Annotated in this window: 12 protein-coding genes; 9 read left to right on the top strand and 3 right to left on the bottom strand. The window is 51.9% G+C overall.

All coding sequences use genetic code 11. The annotated features are described in order from the left end of the window. Positions 1-375 precede the first annotated feature (375 nt). On the top strand, positions 376-2,382 hold the full coding sequence (locus B036_RS0123270) for a T9SS type A sorting domain-containing protein (protein ID WP_455015028.1): 2,007 nt from the start codon (positions 376-378) through the stop codon (positions 2,380-2,382). A gap of 98 nt (positions 2,383-2,480) precedes the next feature. Here B036_RS0123270 and B036_RS0123265 read toward each other — a convergent pair whose 3' ends face one another. After that, on the bottom strand, positions 2,481-2,888 hold the full coding sequence (locus B036_RS0123265) for a VOC family protein (RefSeq protein ID WP_020571153.1): 408 nt from the start codon (positions 2,886-2,888) through the stop codon (positions 2,481-2,483). A gap of 219 nt (positions 2,889-3,107) precedes the next feature. On the opposite strand from B036_RS0123265, the gene B036_RS0123260 reads away from it, so the two are divergent. Further along, positions 3,108-4,934, top strand: a complete 1,827-nt coding sequence (locus B036_RS0123260) for a UbiD family decarboxylase (RefSeq protein WP_020571152.1) — start codon at positions 3,108-3,110, stop codon at positions 4,932-4,934. Positions 4,935-4,999: 65 nt separating this feature from the next. Here B036_RS0123260 and B036_RS0123255 read toward each other — a convergent pair whose 3' ends face one another. Next, positions 5,000-5,755, bottom strand: a complete 756-nt coding sequence (locus tag B036_RS0123255; protein WP_020571151.1) for an alpha/beta fold hydrolase — start codon at positions 5,753-5,755, stop codon at positions 5,000-5,002. A 254-nt stretch (positions 5,756-6,009) separates the two neighbouring features. Between B036_RS0123255 and B036_RS0123250 the strand changes: the two genes are divergently transcribed. Next, on the top strand, positions 6,010-7,101 hold the full coding sequence (locus B036_RS0123250) for a GNAT family N-acetyltransferase (protein ID WP_020571150.1): 1,092 nt from the start codon (positions 6,010-6,012) through the stop codon (positions 7,099-7,101). On the opposite strand, the gene B036_RS33775 is transcribed toward B036_RS0123250, so the two are convergent. Then, positions 7,066-7,212, bottom strand: coding sequence for a hypothetical protein (locus B036_RS33775; protein ID WP_157472343.1), 147 nt, complete (start codon positions 7,210-7,212; stop codon positions 7,066-7,068). The genes B036_RS0123250 and B036_RS33775 overlap by 36 nt on opposite strands. Before the next feature lie 160 nt (positions 7,213-7,372). Here B036_RS33775 and B036_RS0123245 point away from each other — a divergent pair, with 160 nt between their 5' ends. The 6 genes from B036_RS0123245 to B036_RS0123220 all read left to right on the top strand — a co-directional run bounded on the left by B036_RS0123245 (position 7,373) and on the right by B036_RS0123220 (position 16,124). Then, on the top strand, positions 7,373-9,817 hold the full coding sequence (locus tag B036_RS0123245; RefSeq protein WP_245557505.1) for a zinc-dependent metalloprotease: 2,445 nt from the start codon (positions 7,373-7,375) through the stop codon (positions 9,815-9,817). A 187-nt stretch (positions 9,818-10,004) separates the two neighbouring features. After that, positions 10,005-10,916 (top strand): mechanosensitive ion channel family protein, encoded by a 912-nt coding sequence (locus B036_RS0123240; RefSeq protein WP_026232279.1) that lies wholly within the window; start codon positions 10,005-10,007, stop codon positions 10,914-10,916. A 183-nt stretch (positions 10,917-11,099) separates the two neighbouring features. Further along, positions 11,100-11,891: a hypothetical protein gene (locus B036_RS0123235; RefSeq protein ID WP_020571147.1), complete on the top strand. Its 792-nt coding sequence runs from the start codon at positions 11,100-11,102 to the stop codon at positions 11,889-11,891. A 9-nt stretch (positions 11,892-11,900) separates the two neighbouring features. Further along, on the top strand, positions 11,901-12,683 hold the full coding sequence (locus tag B036_RS0123230) for an SGNH/GDSL hydrolase family protein (RefSeq protein ID WP_020571146.1): 783 nt from the start codon (positions 11,901-11,903) through the stop codon (positions 12,681-12,683). Between the two features lie 283 nt (positions 12,684-12,966). Beyond that, the gene (locus B036_RS0123225) at positions 12,967-14,808 is read left to right on the top strand and encodes an arylsulfatase (protein ID WP_020571145.1); all 1,842 of its coding nucleotides are present in this window, start codon (positions 12,967-12,969) and stop codon (positions 14,806-14,808) included. 155 nt (positions 14,809-14,963) lie between these two features. Next, positions 14,964-16,124 (top strand): mandelate racemase/muconate lactonizing enzyme family protein, encoded by a 1,161-nt coding sequence (locus B036_RS0123220; RefSeq protein WP_020571144.1) that lies wholly within the window; start codon positions 14,964-14,966, stop codon positions 16,122-16,124. Positions 16,125-16,323: the final 199 nt, after the last annotated feature.

Raw genomic sequence — 16,323 nt, 5'->3', positions numbered from 1 at the left:
ACGCAGCGCATCGACGTGATCGGTATCCACGACTACCGCCTGACCTTCCCCACGGATGCGTCCGGTGACTGTGCCGAAATCCCCGAATACGCGGGTGTTGGTGCCGAGGAACTGGCCTGTGACCTGATCACGACCACGACCGACGTAGACACGCTCCGTACCCTGGATGCCGGTGATGAGTGCTTCAAGCTGCGCATTACTTACGACGTGGTGAACTGGTGTGAGTACAACTCCCTGGGTGATCCATTCATTGTAACGCGAGATGGCAGCGGGGTGAATAATAACCAGCGCCTGCCCCGCAACATCGACGAAGACGTACTGTACGTCAACGTGATTCCTAACAATACTGCTAGTATCGATGATGATATCGCCTTCATGACGCTGTTTACCGACCGGGTATATAATTTCAACGCACCACAGCGTGACCGCAGGTTTGCCGGATACGCCATCGAAGCCTCCGACAGCCGTGGTTTCTTCCGCTACACGCAGTTCATCAAGATCTACGACGAAGTGGCTCCTGAAATCACCTTCACCGAGCTGGACGAATGTTTCGCCGGAAGTGGCGAAGGCTGCCGCACGACGGTAACGGTCGAGTTTACCGCCCTTGACGAATGTTCTGACGCCATCGTAGGGGTGGAACTGGACGCCGACTACGTGGAAGCCGCCGGCTTCAATGCGGACAACGCTGCTGCCCTGGGCATCGGTGTGACGGTAGAGAACGACGGAGCGGGCAACTACACCGTAACGGCCACCAACGTACCGGTAGGTGAGCACGCCCTGCGGGTGCGCGCTTCCGACGGTTGTGGTAACTTCGACGTACAGATCATCGAGTTCTGCGTAACGGCGGACCGGACGCCAACGCCGATCTGTATCCAGACGCTCACCGTAGTATTGATGGACGACGGTAACGGTGGTGGGAGTGCTGAAATCTGGGCGAGTGACTTCATCGCCAGCCCGATCGAGGACTGCTTCGGTAACGAAGTGACCAAGTACAGCCTGTTCCGCTCCAGCGACGCTGGTGCTGCCGGCTTCGTACCAAGCTTCAACCCTCCGGCAACGGACGGTCTCTCGGACATCAACTGTGACGACGCAGCCAATGGCACGGTAAGCGTACGGGTGTACGCCTTTGACGACAACGGTTCCACGCCCGACTACTGTGAAGTAGTGGTGGAAGTACAGGATAATATGGGCTGGTGTGACGACGATGGCACTGGCAACATTGCTGGTCTGATCACCGATCAGGACGACGTAGNGGTGGACAACGTGAGCGTAACGCTGACCGGAGCTATGGATATGACGACGAGCACCGATGCCAGCGGTCAGTTCCGCTTTGCGGGTCTGCCGCTGAACGCGGATTATACGGTCCAGCCCGCGCTTGAGGCGCCGGTCAACCTGGACAACGTTAAGTCTTCCGACCTCGTGGCCATGATCGGCCAGATCCTGGGTACGAGCCAGTTCGACAGCCCCTACGACTTCGTCGCAGCGGATGTCAACCGGGACCGGGAGCTGAACATCTTCGACGTCGTGAACGTGAGCCAGGTGATCCTGGGTCAGGTGGACCTGTTCGACGGTGGTGACAGCTGGGTGTTCGTGGAAGCGAACACGACGATCAACGTGAATATGCCTTACGCAGCGACCTTCCCCGAGGTGTACAACGCCAATGACCTGGCGGGTACGGTGACGGCGGACTTCGTCGCGGTGGAAGTGGGTAACCCCTTCGGCTTGAGCAGCCGTACGGCGCTGAACCTGACCACGGAGGAGGCACAGCTGGAAGCTGGTCAGACGCACACGATCGTCCTGGACGGTACGGCGCTGGCGGCCTTCCAGGGTACCCTGGAGCTGGGCGCTGGCCTGGAGCTGATCGGTGCGACGTACACCGGAGAAGGTGGCATGAACCTGAACCGTGCCGGTGAGGGCATGATCGCCATCGCCCTGCGGGACAACGCCACGGTAAGCCTGGAAGTACGGGCTACGACTAGTGTAACGCTGAGCGAGGAGCTGCTCCTGACCGACGCCATTACGGTACGGGAAGGGGTAGGTGCCAACGGTGTGGGTAACGGTCTTGGCCTTGCCTTCAACGGTGAGCTTGCCCCTGCGTCCGCGCAACCGTCGGAGACAGCCGCGCAGCGAAACGTGCTGCACCAGAACACGCCAAACCCAGTCCGTATGGAAACGGTAATCCGCTTCGAGCTGGCGCAGGCTGCTCCTGCGACGCTGACGCTGCGTGACGCTGCCGGCCGTCTGATCTCCGTTCGGGAAATCGACGCTGCTGCTGGTCTGAACGTGGTGGAACTGACGAACATCAAGGCTTCCGGCGTACTGACTTACACGCTGACGGCGGGTGAGTTCACCGCATCTAAGAAGATGGTGGTGGTTAAGTAAGCTGCACAAACCGGACGCTCAAAGGTCCCCTCGGGGCCGCTTTGAGGTCCTTGTACCGAAGCCCCGCTGCTCCTTGATGGAGCGGCGGGGCTTTTTGTTTAACCGTAAATCAGGTGGTCCTCCAACACCTGAGTAGTTAACTCTACGATATGCCCGTCAGGGTCTTTGGTGTAGATGGAATGGAAGTAGTGGTGGTCCTGAAAGCTGTAGGATAGCCCAAGTGCTTTGTAATGCTGTTGTGCGGCGGTGAAGTCCTGGTTGGAAACATTGAAGGCAAAATGGTCGATTCCGGTAGCTCCAATATTCGGAGGGTAGGACGGACCTTCTTTAGCAGGGAAGATCGCTACACCAACTTTTCCGGAAAGCATGAAGACAGGAAACTCTCCCCATGCTTCCAGTCGGTATTGCTTAAGGCCGAGTACATTCTCATACCATTCAATGGACAAGGCTGGATCAGTTGCACGTACAGCTACGTGATCGAGGTGGGAGAGTTTGAATGGTGGCATTTTGCGTTTTATTTGCTTGTAAGACCAACGAAAAAGCGGGCTGTTTAGTTAAAATCCTGACATGCCGGAGACAACTATTATCTGCTGCCTGCTATTCTAAGAATCTTACCTTGCACCGGCGTCCGCGCCGTATTAAAATATTGGCGGAAGGGTATTCCTTAATGCTAATGAACGGCGTCTGGATAACTGCCGCCCGTAGAATCGATTAACCAACCAGCTATGTACGCATCGCTCCGCGAAGCCGCTAACGATCTTGAAAAAAACGGCCACCTTCTCCGTATCTCCGAGGAGGTAGATCCTGATCTGGAAATGGCGGAAATACACCGGCGGGTATTTTCGGCTGGAGGTCCGGCGATTCTTTTTGAGAATGTAAAGGGAAGCCCATTTCAGGCCTTGTCTAACCTTTACGGGACGAAAGAACGTACGGATTTTCTCTTTCGAAAGACTTTGCCCCGCGTAAAAAAAGTGGTGGAGTTGAAGGCCGATCCAGCTAATTTTGCTAAAAACCCGCTGCGGTATGTTGGGGCTCCATTAACGGCGCTGAGCGCTTTGCCCCGCAAGCATTTTAACCCTGCGATAAAGTATGCACAAACCACGATTGATCAGCTGCCGCTGGTGAAGTCCTGGCCAATGGACGGTGGTGCTTTTGTTACTTTGCCACAAGTGATGACTTTGCCTCCCGGCAGTCGTAAGCCGATGGATTCCAACATTGGGATGTACCGGATTCAGCTGAATGGAAATGAGTACGAGCAAAATAAGGAGATAGGCCTGCACTACCAATTACACCGTGGTATCGGGATTCACCACACCGAATATTTGAAGTCTGATGAGCCCTTCAGGTGCTGTATTTTTGTGGGAGGGCCGCCAAGTCATGCCTTCTGTGCCATTATGCCGCTGCCGGAAGGGCTTAGTGAAATGACCTTCGCGGGCATGCTTGCGGGCCGTCGTTTTGGATATACCTGGCACGAGGACTGGTTGCTGTCGGCCGATGCTGATTTTGTGATTTGCGGCACCATCCGAAAGGGAGAAAAGAAACCAGAAGGGCCCTTTGGGGACCACCTGGGGTATTACAGTCTGGAACATGATTTTCCGGTAATGGATGTAGAGACCGTTTGGCACCGAAAAGACCCGATTTGGCATTTCACGGTAGTGGGGCGTCCGCCGGCAGAGGACAGCCAATTTGGTTACCTGATCCATAAGATCGTTAAAGATCTGACGCCCGGGGAATTTCCGGGTATCCGACAGATCAATGCCGTTGACGAAGCTGGCGTTCATCCACTGCTGCTGGCTATTGGCTCGGAGCGCTATATGCCGTTTCGGGAGAAGGTGCCGGAGGAGATCATCACGCAGGCTAACCGGATCTTAGGGAGTGGGCAGACAAGCCTGGCGAAATACTGCATCATTGCCAGCGATGAGGACGACCCCAAGCTGGATGCGGATGATCAGCCGGGATTTTTTCACCACGTTTTGGAACGGTTCGACCCTGCCAGGGATTTGCATTTCCAAACCCGCACTACGATTGATACATTGGATTACAGTGGGTCGGGATGGAACGCGGGCTCAAAGCTAATCTGGGCCTGCCGGGGGGAGAAACGGCGGGAATTGACGACTGAAGTACCGAGAGGACTGGTTCTCCCAGAGGACTTTTTACAGCCGACGTTCGTCGCTCCGGGGATTCTCGCTATTCGGGGACCAAAGAATGTAGGGAAGGAAAGCTATGCTGATATTGACCGTTTTACGGAAGCGAATAATCAGGGCGGGGCCGCAGGTGCAATGTTGGCGGATGGGGTAGCCATGATCGTTATCTGCGACGACAGTGCCTTTATGGCGGCTGACTTCAGCAATTTCATTTGGGCCACCTTCACCCGGTCTAACCCCAGCCACGACCTCCACGGCATCGGCGCATTTACGGAGCACAAACACTGGGGATGTACCGGGCCGGTGGTGATTGACGCCAGGGTGAAACCCTGGCATGCACCTGGCTTGGTGGAGGATGCTGAAGTCAGTAAACGGGTGGACGCGATGCAGGCTCGGGGGGTGTTTTAAACCGCCCGTGTCAGACCAAGTATTTTTCGGTTTTCGAGAGGTGTCGAATTACTGTGGAGTCTATTCTATTTTTTAGAAAGAAAGGTTTTGGCCTTTAGAATAAACTCTTCCTTAGTTTCTCCTTCATGGGCACCGTGTGCTACGTTTGGCAATATCCAAAGATCAGCATCAGGCAAGTTATTCTTTACCCGGACGACCTCTGTTAAGTCCATACCTTCATCATTGTCTCCTACCATGATTAAGACTTCGGGCTTTATGGTTTTCAATTCTTCAGTGGTCACCGAGACGGTATAGTTTTTAAATTGTTCCATTAAGGCGCTGATTTTGTCGTCTGTACCGTGGGCCTCCAGGAGCCATGGGAAGTTGGCTCTGTTTTCGAATGTAAAGGCATCCCGGTATTCAGGGAAGTCGTTTATGGTCCAGGTTCCTACCGCTCCAATGGTTATCATAGATTCTATCAAAGAAGGGTTGATCAAAGCGAGCTGATAGAGAACGTCACCCCCGAAGCTAAAACCTATTGCTTTGATCCTATCCAGTTTTAGATGTCTCACTAAAGAATTGAGGTCTTCTGCTACCGATTTTATGGATAGGTTCTCGTTGAACGCGTCAGATTTTCCATGGCCAGTAAGGTCAATTAGGTAGACTTCGTACTCCTTGTCAAATTCTTTGACGTAGGGTGCCCACGATTTGGACGAAAGTGTGTAGCCATGCAGAAGCAATAGTGGTTCTCCTTCACCATAAACTTCATAATGAATGTTTTTCCCATTGACAAAAGCCAGCGCTGATTTTTTCGGGATTTGAGAGAAGATGTTTGTTGACATGAAGAGTAGAATAATTACGATGGTGTGTTTTCGCATTGGGGTTTATTGTCTGTTTAATGACTTTTGTCATGTCTGTTACATCGCTAAACTATCAGTTAAGGTTAATTCATCCATGACCTTTTATCTGTGAACCTGCTGTTCATTGCCTAAAGTTGCCCGGATCAATTTTTAGTTGAAGGCTGTCCTGGTCGCTCTTCCATCACATTCCGTACCTTCGCTTACCCATACGCTGAACTTGTTAATCTAAAGCTCCCTTGTCTACCCAAATCCGTCATTTCATCACTCCGCTGCCTGCTCGTGAGCTTGACCGCTACCTTAAATCGGGCTGGCGCCCAGCAGGGCAGGGCATTTATACGGCGGACTTCCTGAGGGCCGATGATGAGGAGATCTACGGTTGTATCCAGGTCCGGCTGCCGCTGGAGGGCTTTACCTTCAAAAAACGACATCGTAAGATATTGAACAAAAACAATCAACTGTTCAGGGTTACTTACGATCTTGCTGAAGAACCAGACGAAGAATTACTGGAACTCAACCGGCGTTACATGGCCGTACACCCGGATAAGACCCGGGAAGACCTCGATCTGCACGTAACGGGAGAATACCTGGTGAGGGTGCTCGACACCCGTATCGTCAGAGTATACGACGGAGATAAACTGGTTGCTTTCAGTTATTTTGACCTTGGGGCGGAAACGGCTTACACGAAGGCCGGAATCTACGACCCGGACTATGCCCGGTTCAGCCTGGGTATTTACACCATGTTGTTGGAGATCGCCTGGCTAAGTGAAGCAGGCATTAAGTTTTACCATCCTGGTTACGTTTCCCCAAGGTATTCTGTATTTGATTACAAACTCCAGTTTGGTGATATGCAGTACCGCCAGGTACACACCGGGCGCTGGCTTCCTTTTGATCAAAGTAAGCCGGAGGATTTGTACACAGACATTGAATCGGCTTTACAGTTGGTCGTAGATCAAGTAAGACATCTGGTCAAGGTTAAGTTAATGGATTATCCCTCCTTTACCGCCCGCTATCATTATCAGAGTCCCGGATTAAACTTACTGGATTGTCCACTGCTGATCCGAATCGACGCCAACGTCTCTAACTGGGGAGGTTATGTGGTAACTTATGATGTGGAAACGCATGAGTATCATCTGGTGCATACCAGGGACACTTCTTTGCGTGACGTAAACATAAAGCTATTCAGCAAAAATGGCCGGCCCCGCATTCCAAACCCTTTGACAATTGCCAAGGTGTTGATCACGACGCCGGCCATTCCGGAAATAGTCGAAGCTATTACTCAGCAATTTTCTGGATCAGGAATTGAGGAAGATGATGAAAATAACTACTAAAAGTACTAATACGGCGATACCCGTGATGGTGAAAAAACGCTTGTTCGCGGCAGCATCTTCAGCGCTGACATTGGTCTTTTTCTTTGGTTTACTGATTTTGCGCTTGGCCATGATCTATTATTTATAGTAACTGGAAAATGTAAGGGTCAAGATAGTAGGTCACGGGCAAATAGACAAGTTATTTCTTGGAGCCATCAGTCGGCAGAACTTATTATCTTCCCGCTCCTTAAGTAAGTGCTATCCATCACAGGTATAATTTAACCCAATCCAAATGACCTTTCCACTTTCAAAGTCCATGTTTCTATTCCTTTTACTCTGCTGCCTGACGATTCCGATATCGGCCCAGGAAGAAGAACCTGAAGCAGAGGAAAAGACAGAAAAGGAGGACGAAAAGAAAAAGAAAAAATCTCCCTTCAAGGAATATGCGGAGATTATTACTGAAGAGGCGGAGTCTACAGTGGGACTTTTCAGTACACACCGGGTAGGAGACAAGTACTACTTTGAAGTGCCGCTGGATATGCTGGACAAAGACATGTTGCTGGTGAGCCGCGTCGCCAAAATCCCCGCTAACCTGGGAGGCGGTTACTTCAACGCCGGTACAAAGACCAACCAACAGTTGGTCCAATGGTCGCGGAACCACCACGACATTCACCTAAAGTCAATTTCTTACAGCAGCGTAGCTGATGAAGAGCTCCCAATCAACATCTCAGTACAGAATAACAATTATGCACCGTTGATCATGGTCTTTAAGATTGAGGCTTTCAACGAAGACTCTACCGCAGCAGTAATTGGTGTTAACGACCTTTTTCTGAGCGATGTTCCCGCAATCAGCGGCCTGCCAACCCGAATAAGATCAACGTACAAAGTCAGAAGCCTTGACAAAAAGCGTAGCTTTATCAGTAAAATGTCGGCCTATCCTCAGAACGTTGAAGTACGGCACGACATGACATTCACCGCCGGTGAGCCTCCATCAAATGCCAGTACAGGGACAATCTCTCTGCAAATGGCCCAATCCCTCTTCTTATTACCGGAGGAACCAATGCAGCCAAGAATGTATGATCCCCGGGTGGGGTGGTTTACCGTCAGTCAGGTAGACTATGGTTCAGAGGCGCTTAAAGCCGACGAAAAGGAATACCTACGCCGATGGCGGTTGGAGCCTAAAGATCCCGCTGCCTATGCCCGTGGAGAATTAGTAGAACCGGTTAAGCCCATTATCTACTACGTTGATCCGGCAACCCCGGAGAAATTCGTCCCTTACTTCATCCAGGGCATCGAAGACTGGCAAGTGGCCTTTGAAGAGGCTGGCTTTAAAAACGCCATTATTGCCAAAAGAGCGCCGACGCCCGAAGAAGATCCGGACTGGAGTCCAGAAGATGCACGCTACAGCACCGTTCGCTACGTCGCCAGTACGACCCGTAATGCCGTAGGCCCCAGCGTTAGTGATCCCCGCTCCGGAGAGATTATCGAATCAGATATCATTTGGTACCATAACCACCTACGCAGCTACCGTAACCGCTACCTGCTGGAGACTGGTGCAGCAAACCCCTCAGCCCGTACGCTGAATACACCCGAGGAGGAAATCGGAGAGATGATGCGCCGCGTAATTTCTCACGAGGTCGGACACGCGCTCGGTCTACCGCATAATATGAAATCAAGCTATGCTTACCCCGTAGACTCACTACGTTCTGCCACCTTTACCAATAAGTGGGGGTTGGCGACAACGATCATGGACTACACCCGCTACAACTACGTCGCTCAACCCGGGGATGAAGGCGTTCGCTGGGTACGGATGCTGGGCCCGTATGACTTGTACGCCATTAATTGGGGTTACCGGGTAGTTCCCGGCGCTAATAGTGCCGAAGCGGAGAAGCCGACCCTCAATAAGTGGATTGCTGATAAAAAAGGAGACCCCATGTATCTCTTTGGCGGCAGGAACTCCTATGACCCCAGTTCGCAAACAGAATCAGTAGGTGATGACCCGGTAAAGGCAAGTACCTACGGATTGATGAACCTGAAACGGGTAGCACCCAAATTGGCCGATTGGACGGCGACCGCTGGCGAAGGCTACGGTGACCTGTCGGAGCTGTATGGAGAATTGCTGGGCGTGTGGGGCCGTTTCTCCGGCCACGTTACCTCCAACATCGGTGGGGTGTACGAGTTACTGCAAACGACGGACGAAAAAGGTTTTACCTACACGCCGCTGGACCGTGCTGAACAGAAACGTTCCATGGATTTCCTGAACCAACACGTGTTTTCAACGCCAGACTGGTTACTACAGGAGAACATCCTTCGGAATATCGGCCCGGAAGGCATCCTGCCACGGATCCGTAACCTCCAGGAACGCCAACTCAACAGCCTCCTGCGGGAAGATCGTCTAAACCGACTGGTAGAGCAGGAGGCCTTTAACGGCAATAAGGCCTACCGGCTAACGGAGATGCTCCAGGACCTGAGAGAAGGCGTTTGGTCAGAACTGAGTACGGGCAAAGACGTTGACGCTTTCCGGCGTAACCTGCAGCGCTCTCACGTAACTGCCCTGGCCGAACTGATGAATAAGAAAGGTGACCGTACTGACCTCAATGCTGCTGCAAGAGCGGAACTCAAACGGATCCATGCCACCTCCAAAACTGCTTCGCAGAAGTATAAGCCCGGTATTGTACGTTACCACTTTGAAGATGTGGTGGCGGAGATAGAGGGATTTTTGGATATGGAGGATTAGCGGCCATCCCGAAATAAATGGTTGAGCCCGAAGATTTGTAGTAGTCGGAGGGACTCTCCCATTTCCGTTACGAAAGGATTCGTTGGACGAGTGGCTCGGTCGCCCGCCAATTTCTTTTCTCCTGGCGAAGCCGGAGAAAAGTTTGTCTGATCGCTACTCTTATAATTGATTTACTAAACCTAATGCTATGAAGCAGCGAAATCGCATGTTAGCTCTTTTGGTCACCTTGCTGGAGGTTGCCGCATTTGTGATAGGGGTTTTCCTGCTTTTTCGCAAAGTCTTACAGGTTGATGAATCATTGATCTCAGCACACAGTCTTCGAACGATCATTTCCGCGATGGTCTTTCTTACCGCGATTAACCTGTTGGCTAAACTGATCAAGTGGTGGTATCGGCAGCGAGGTTTTGCCCGGCGGCGTGGGGTTAAGAACTTCGTCTTCGGGGTTGAGAACATTCGCAAACTGCTGCTTATAGGGTTGTTTCTGTTTACGTTTTCATCCCTGATGGGCGTGGACCCGATTCAGTTACTGACCTCCTTGAGCATAGTGGCTGCTGCCATTGCCATCATTTCAAAGGAATTCGTTAATGACTTGATCGTTGGGATGTACTACAGTTTTTCAGACGTTTTTGAAGCTGGAGACTACGTGAAATTCCATGGCTACAAGGGGCGGGTCGTCGATATTGGTCTACTGAAAGTGAAGATCATGAATGACAATGATGATCTGGTGATTTTACCGAACGGGAAAGTCTATTCTGAAGAGATCATAAACTATACCCGCCGGGATGTACGCCTGATGAGTATCGACTTTGAGATTGACATCAAGATGGTCAAAGACATCGATTCGCTGGAACTTGAATTAATTCAAGCGGTGGCTGACTATGCTGAATACATCGAGCCTGATTCCTATAATCTCAAAATCCTGGAGGTTAGAAAAGACCTGCTTGAGCTGAAATTCCAGTACCAGTTGATCGGAGGGAAGTCTACCTTCCAGCGGGAGATTAAGCGTAAGACGGTTCGGGCGGTATTCTCTTACGTTACCTTGCAGCAAGAGCTGGTTCTTCCAACTTCCCCTGCACCTGCGGCCGCGCCTGAAAAGTGAGTTGATGAATGGGTGAGTTACTGAGTGGCTGCCGCAAGTACCGTTCGTGTCACTGTACTCCCACTCACCATGGCGAACAAGCGCAGCGCAGAGAGCGGAAACTGCGGCAGCCAATCAGTGACTTACCAACTCACCCATTCACTCCCTCAATCTCCGTACCTTGCTCCAACAAAAGGCCCTGCCATGCCCAATCCTTATGATGAACTGCTGAGTGGTGATTCGTCTCAACAACCGGAAAAGATCCAAAAGCCGGAAGAGAGACTTGCACATATCCCGGATCCATTCAATGATCCCCGCTTCAACAACGATGGCCCGGATGACCTGGATGCCATTCTGGAAAAAGTGGCGGCTTTTAGCGAACAGGCCGAAGGGTTCTCCCGCTTGCTGAGCAAAATGCGGGTGGTTGATCACAAGGTTAGGGGTAAAGTAACCAAGCTTTTTATTGTGAGTAAGGATCCGCATGAACGCGGTTCAATGGCTGGAGAAAAGCAGTACCATGCGCTTCAGGCGGAGAAATTCATGGCCATCATTGTCCCGATGCGAAAACTGGCTACGTTGTATCTGGACATTGTAAAACGGTTCAACGCCGACATCGATGAGCATTATTTCAGTCCGGATAAAACGGAGGCACAGGTTGAATCAGAAAAGACCCTGGTCATGGACGCCATTAATTTGCAACGGTCCATTTTATCAGATGCTTCCGAAGATTTGAAAATACTGGCTGATGGTCTTGTCGATACGGAAAGACGGCTGAAAGGATACGTAAATGCCGGCGGTAAAAACAACATCAGCAGTTCTGAACTTGGGCTATTGGTGCAAAAGCGGGAAGCCATGACTTCCGGACGGGATCACCAGTTTGACTACGGTGTTTTTGACGTCAATTTATTGGATAAGACGGCGATCTCATTGGGCATCTTCATGAAAGAAACCAGCACGCAATACCTGGATAAACTAGGAAAGGCGTTTAAGCTTTAAGCAGTACTTATGAAACTTAAATACCTGCTGGGTGGTGCCATAATGGTGCCATTGCTCCCACTCATGTACCTCCATGGCAAGCGGATAATAAACAGCGTGCCGAAGCTTCCGGATGCTGAAGGTCCTGAGGGCGTCGTAGCGGGTAATGGCCAGCGACCGTTAAGGTTGTTGGTGGTTGGCGAAAGCACAATGTCGGGAGTAGGCGTGGCGACCCACGAGAAGGGTTTTTCGGGAGCTTTGGCGCGGACGCTGGGTGCAGGGTGGGGGACCGAGGTGCAGTGGAAGGTGTATGCCCGCAGTGGTTATACGCTGAAGCGCGTGCGACATGAGTTGTTGCCCCTCATTACTGAAAACGAGGCAGATCTTATTGTAGTCGGAATGGGCGGAAACGAAGCCTTTAAGTTGAATACGCCAGCTGGCTTTCGGCGGGACATGCAAGCAGTAATTGATGAGCTGCGTACTAAATTCGGTCCTTACGTCCCGATCGCCTTCCCCAATATGCCCCCCATCAAGGAGTTCCCGGCTTTTACCTCCCTGATGAAGTTTACACTCGGGAACATGGTGGAGTTCTTCGGGCAGGAGTTGGAAGCATTACTGAAAGATCAGCCAAACACCTACTACAACCCCGAAGTTATCCGCCTGGATTATTGGACTAAGGAGCTGAACATGGACAATGACCCCACAGCGTTTTTTAGCGATGGGGTACATCCTTCGGGGCTGACTTATACTACCTGGGGTAAAGACTTTGGTGGGTTTTTGGTGCGCCAATTGGGCGAAGAATGGTGGACCTAAGCTGTGATGGTTGCCCGGTTAGTCCCGAAGGTCTACGGTATACACGCATCTTTACCTTATCTCTATGGAACCTGAGTGGCCTCCTTAAAAACCAAATTGATATAAGCATTACCAGAAGGGACAGCTTCAAAAGAAAGCCCCCGGCAGGGAGGTGTGACGGGAGCCCCTTGCGTGGGTACGTTTTCAGTGTCTCATTCCGCTCGCCCTACAACAAATACCTTCATCCTTACCATTATCATTTATTACCTCAGGATGAAAGGGATGTTTTTCCCATATTTACTTAATGCGCACCAATCACCAACCAATCCTGCTCCGCCTGTTAACCCTGCCAGCCTTAATACTGGCACTTACGGCATGTTCGTCTGATGGAACACCCCCGGAATCAGCCCAGGGCAAATCTGAAAAACCCAACATCATCCTGATCATGACGGATGACCAGGGCTACGGTGACCTCGGTGCCCACGGTAATCCCAACATCAATACGCCCCACATCGATGCTTTGCACGATGAAAGTATCCGGTTCACCAACTTCCACGTGGCTACCACCTGCGCGCCGACGCGCTCAGGCTTGATGTCTGGCGTAAATTGTAACCGCGCCGGCGCCTGGCATACGGTGGTCGGCCGATCCTTCCTGGGCAGCCGGTTTTCCACCCTCCCTGAATTGCTGGGAGACGCCGGCTATACCTCGGGTATTTTTGGCAAGTGGCACCTTGGGGACAACTATCCCTTCCGGCCTCAGGACCGGGGGTTCGACGAAGTCCTCATCCATGGCGGCGGCGGCGTAGGGCAAACCCCGGACGCCTGGAACAATGATTACTTCGATGACACCTACTTTCACAACGGAGAACAGGTGAAATACGAAGGGTATTGCACCGATGTTTGGTTCGACGCAGCCAAGGCTTTTATTAAAGAGAAAGTCGATAAAAAGGAGCCCTTCCTCGCTTACATCAGCACCAATGCACCGCACGGACCTTTTCATGTCGATGAAAAGTATTCTGCGCCTTACCGTGATAATCAGAACATCCCAAATCCGAACTTCTACGGGATGATCACCAACATCGATGATAACGTTGGCGCACTCCGCGAAAGCCTTAAAATATGGGGGGCTGATGATAATACGGTCATCATTTTCATGACCGATAACGGTACTTCCGCCGGAGCAAGTTTCGGTAAAGGACAGCAAGTGGTCAAAGGTTACAACGCCGGTATGCGTGGTAAAAAAGGCTCAGAGTACGAAGGAGGACACCGGGTACCTTTCCTGATCCGCTTCCCGGACAGGGATGGCCTTAAGCCCGGTAGCTACGATGAGCTTACGACTTATACCGATATCCTGCCCACGTTGTTAGAGTTGGCTGGCGGCAAACCCGCTAAAGAATACCCGCTAGATGGTACGAGCCTAATGCCCTTGTTGACTACTGGAAAACAGGAGGAGCTGGAAGACCGGATCGTTGTCGTTGATACGCAGCGCAAAGACCTCCCGGTAAAGGGAAAAAACAGCTGTGTTATGCAGGGGCACTGGCGACTGATCAACGGAAAAGAGTTGTACAACCTGAAGGCCGACCCCAGTCAGCGGGAGAACGTGATGGCGGGCAACGAAGGCTTTGCTTCCACACTACAAAATGCTTATGAAGCCTGGTGGAATAGCATGGAGGAAGACTTTAAAATTACGCACCGGATGATCATTGGCAGGGAACTAAGGAAAACTGATTTGCTCACTTCCCACGATTGGCATACCGAAAAGGATCCACCCTGGAACCAGGGGCAAATACGTGCCGGGAAAGTCGACAATGGCTGGTGGGCGCTGGAGGTGGCGAAAGCGGGGCAATACGCTATTCAACTGTTTCGGTATCCGCCGGAGTTGGCCTTGCCCTTTAGCGCAACGGTGCCTCCGGGGGAGGCAGTTCCAGGAGGGGAGGCCTACGCCGCCGGAGTCCCGATAATCCCCGTTTTCGCAAAAATGAAAGTGGGGGTACAGGAGTTTGAGGATAAGCTTGGTGCTGAGGATTTATCGGTAGCCTTCAATGCCTACCTTGAGGCAGGTGCCATTGATCTGCAAACGTGGATTACTGACGTGGATGGTGTTGAGCGGGGGGCGTATTACGTCGTTGTGGAACGGTTTGAGTAGGGTGTTTTTTTGTTCCCCGGCATTTATGCCGGAGGCTTAATCTGGCAATCGGCATAAATGCCGGAGAACAAAAGCGTAGTTTTTCCCCAAAACCTGCTATTTTACCTTCCCTTGCATCCTGCGTCCGCGCCCGGATAAAACATTGACCCTTGCCCATGAAAATTGCTAAAGTTGAAGCCTACTGGCTTTCCTGTCCAATACCTCCGGCTAAGCAGCACCGTTCTGACTATGGCTTGCTGACGGATTTTGATATGACCCTGGTGGTGGTCACCCTGGAGGACGGCCGGCAGGGATTTGGAGAAGGAAAAGCTGCCGTTGGTTCCTCCGGTGCCTGCTCCTCGATCGTGACTTGCGTCGAGAAGGAATTGGCACCAACCCTGATTGGCATGGATGCGCGAAACATCAACGAAATATGGGAACGCCTGTACAACGGCACCCGCGATCATTATGCCCTGAAACGGGGTAGGGTGTTCCCGATTTTGGGCAACCGGGGTATCCACATTGCCGCCATGAGTGGCGTAGATATGGCTTTGTGGGACTTACTGGGGAAAGACCTAAATGTTCCCATTGTTCAACTCCTTGGCGGCGCCATGCGACCAAAAATGGAAGCCTACGCCAGTGGTGGTTGGCAAGATGCTGAAGGTATCGGAGAACAACTAAGAAGTTATACCGATAAAGGCTTCAAAGCCGTTAAAATGCGGGTTGGGGTAATGGATGATACCGTTGCCAATAGCGTAGCACGCGTAAAGGCCGCACGCTTTGCCCTCGGACCGGACATCAAGATCATGGCAGATGCACACGGTACCTTCAGCGTACCGGAAGCAAAGCAGTTTTGCCGGGGCGTAGAAGACAGTAACCTTTATTGGTTTGAGGAACCGATCAGCCCCGACAATAAACAAGGAACGGCGGAAGTCCGCAAATCAACCTGCACGCCAATCGCTGCGGGAGAAAGCGAATTTACCCGCTTCAACATCCGGGAATTAATTGACCACCGGGCCGTGGACGTTATCCAACCAGATTGTGCCATCATCGGCGGCATTACCGAAGCAATGCGGGTGGCCGGTTTGGCCGCTGCTTACCAGCTGGAGCTGGCCCCACACTGCTGGGGTTCTGCTTTCAGTTTCATGGCCGGCGTGGCGGTTGCTTTTGCCAGTCCTTCTGCCGCAATTATCGAGTTTTCCTCCGGGGGGAACCCGATGATGTACGACTTGGTCAACGAAAAAATCACTGCTGAAGAAGGGATGATGGTGGCCCCGACACGACCTGGACTGGGCGTTACGCCGGACTGGGACTTTGTAAAGGAGTACCGACAATAAGCGCGCTGCAGGGTCGCTGCGCTCCGGTTGCAAGGGGTGCAGTTGTTGCAGACGAGAGAATGCTCCCGGACCCATAACCCTTGCAACAGCGCGTAGCGACCCTGCCACGGCTGCAACCAGAGCGCAGCGACCCTGCAACAACTGCAACCGGAGCGCAGCGACCCTGCAACAACTGCAACCGGAGCGCAGCGACCCTGCA

The sequence above is a fragment of the Neolewinella persica DSM 23188 genome (genome assembly GCF_000373105.1).
GTDB lineage: Bacteria > Bacteroidota > Bacteroidia > Chitinophagales > Saprospiraceae > Neolewinella > Neolewinella persica.
Note: the sequence above shows the minus strand (reverse complement) of the source record. Positions and strands in the feature narration are given on the sequence as shown.

Bases quoted from the DNA above. Each gene is read 5' to 3' on its own strand.
- B036_RS0123230 (WP_020571146.1), top strand. From the start codon at position 11,901: ATGAAACTTAAATACCTGCTGGGTGGTGCCATAATGGTGCCATTGCTC.
- B036_RS0123225 (WP_020571145.1), top strand. From the start codon at position 12,967: ATGCGCACCAATCACCAACCAATCCTGCTCCGCCTGTTAACCCTGCCA.
- B036_RS33775 (WP_157472343.1), bottom strand. From the start codon at position 7,212: ATGGCCAAGCGCAAAATCAGTAAACCAAAGAAAAAGACCAATGTCAGC.
- B036_RS0123240 (WP_026232279.1), top strand. From the start codon at position 10,005: ATGAAGCAGCGAAATCGCATGTTAGCTCTTTTGGTCACCTTGCTGGAG.
- B036_RS0123235 (WP_020571147.1), top strand. From the start codon at position 11,100: ATGCCCAATCCTTATGATGAACTGCTGAGTGGTGATTCGTCTCAACAA.
- B036_RS0123265 (WP_020571153.1), bottom strand. From the start codon at position 2,888: ATGCCACCATTCAAACTCTCCCACCTCGATCACGTAGCTGTACGTGCA.
- B036_RS0123260 (WP_020571152.1), top strand. From the start codon at position 3,108: ATGTACGCATCGCTCCGCGAAGCCGCTAACGATCTTGAAAAAAACGGC.
- B036_RS0123220 (WP_020571144.1), top strand. From the start codon at position 14,964: ATGAAAATTGCTAAAGTTGAAGCCTACTGGCTTTCCTGTCCAATACCT.
- B036_RS0123255 (WP_020571151.1), bottom strand. From the start codon at position 5,755: ATGTCAACAAACATCTTCTCTCAAATCCCGAAAAAATCAGCGCTGGCT.
- B036_RS0123245 (WP_245557505.1), top strand. From the start codon at position 7,373: ATGACCTTTCCACTTTCAAAGTCCATGTTTCTATTCCTTTTACTCTGC.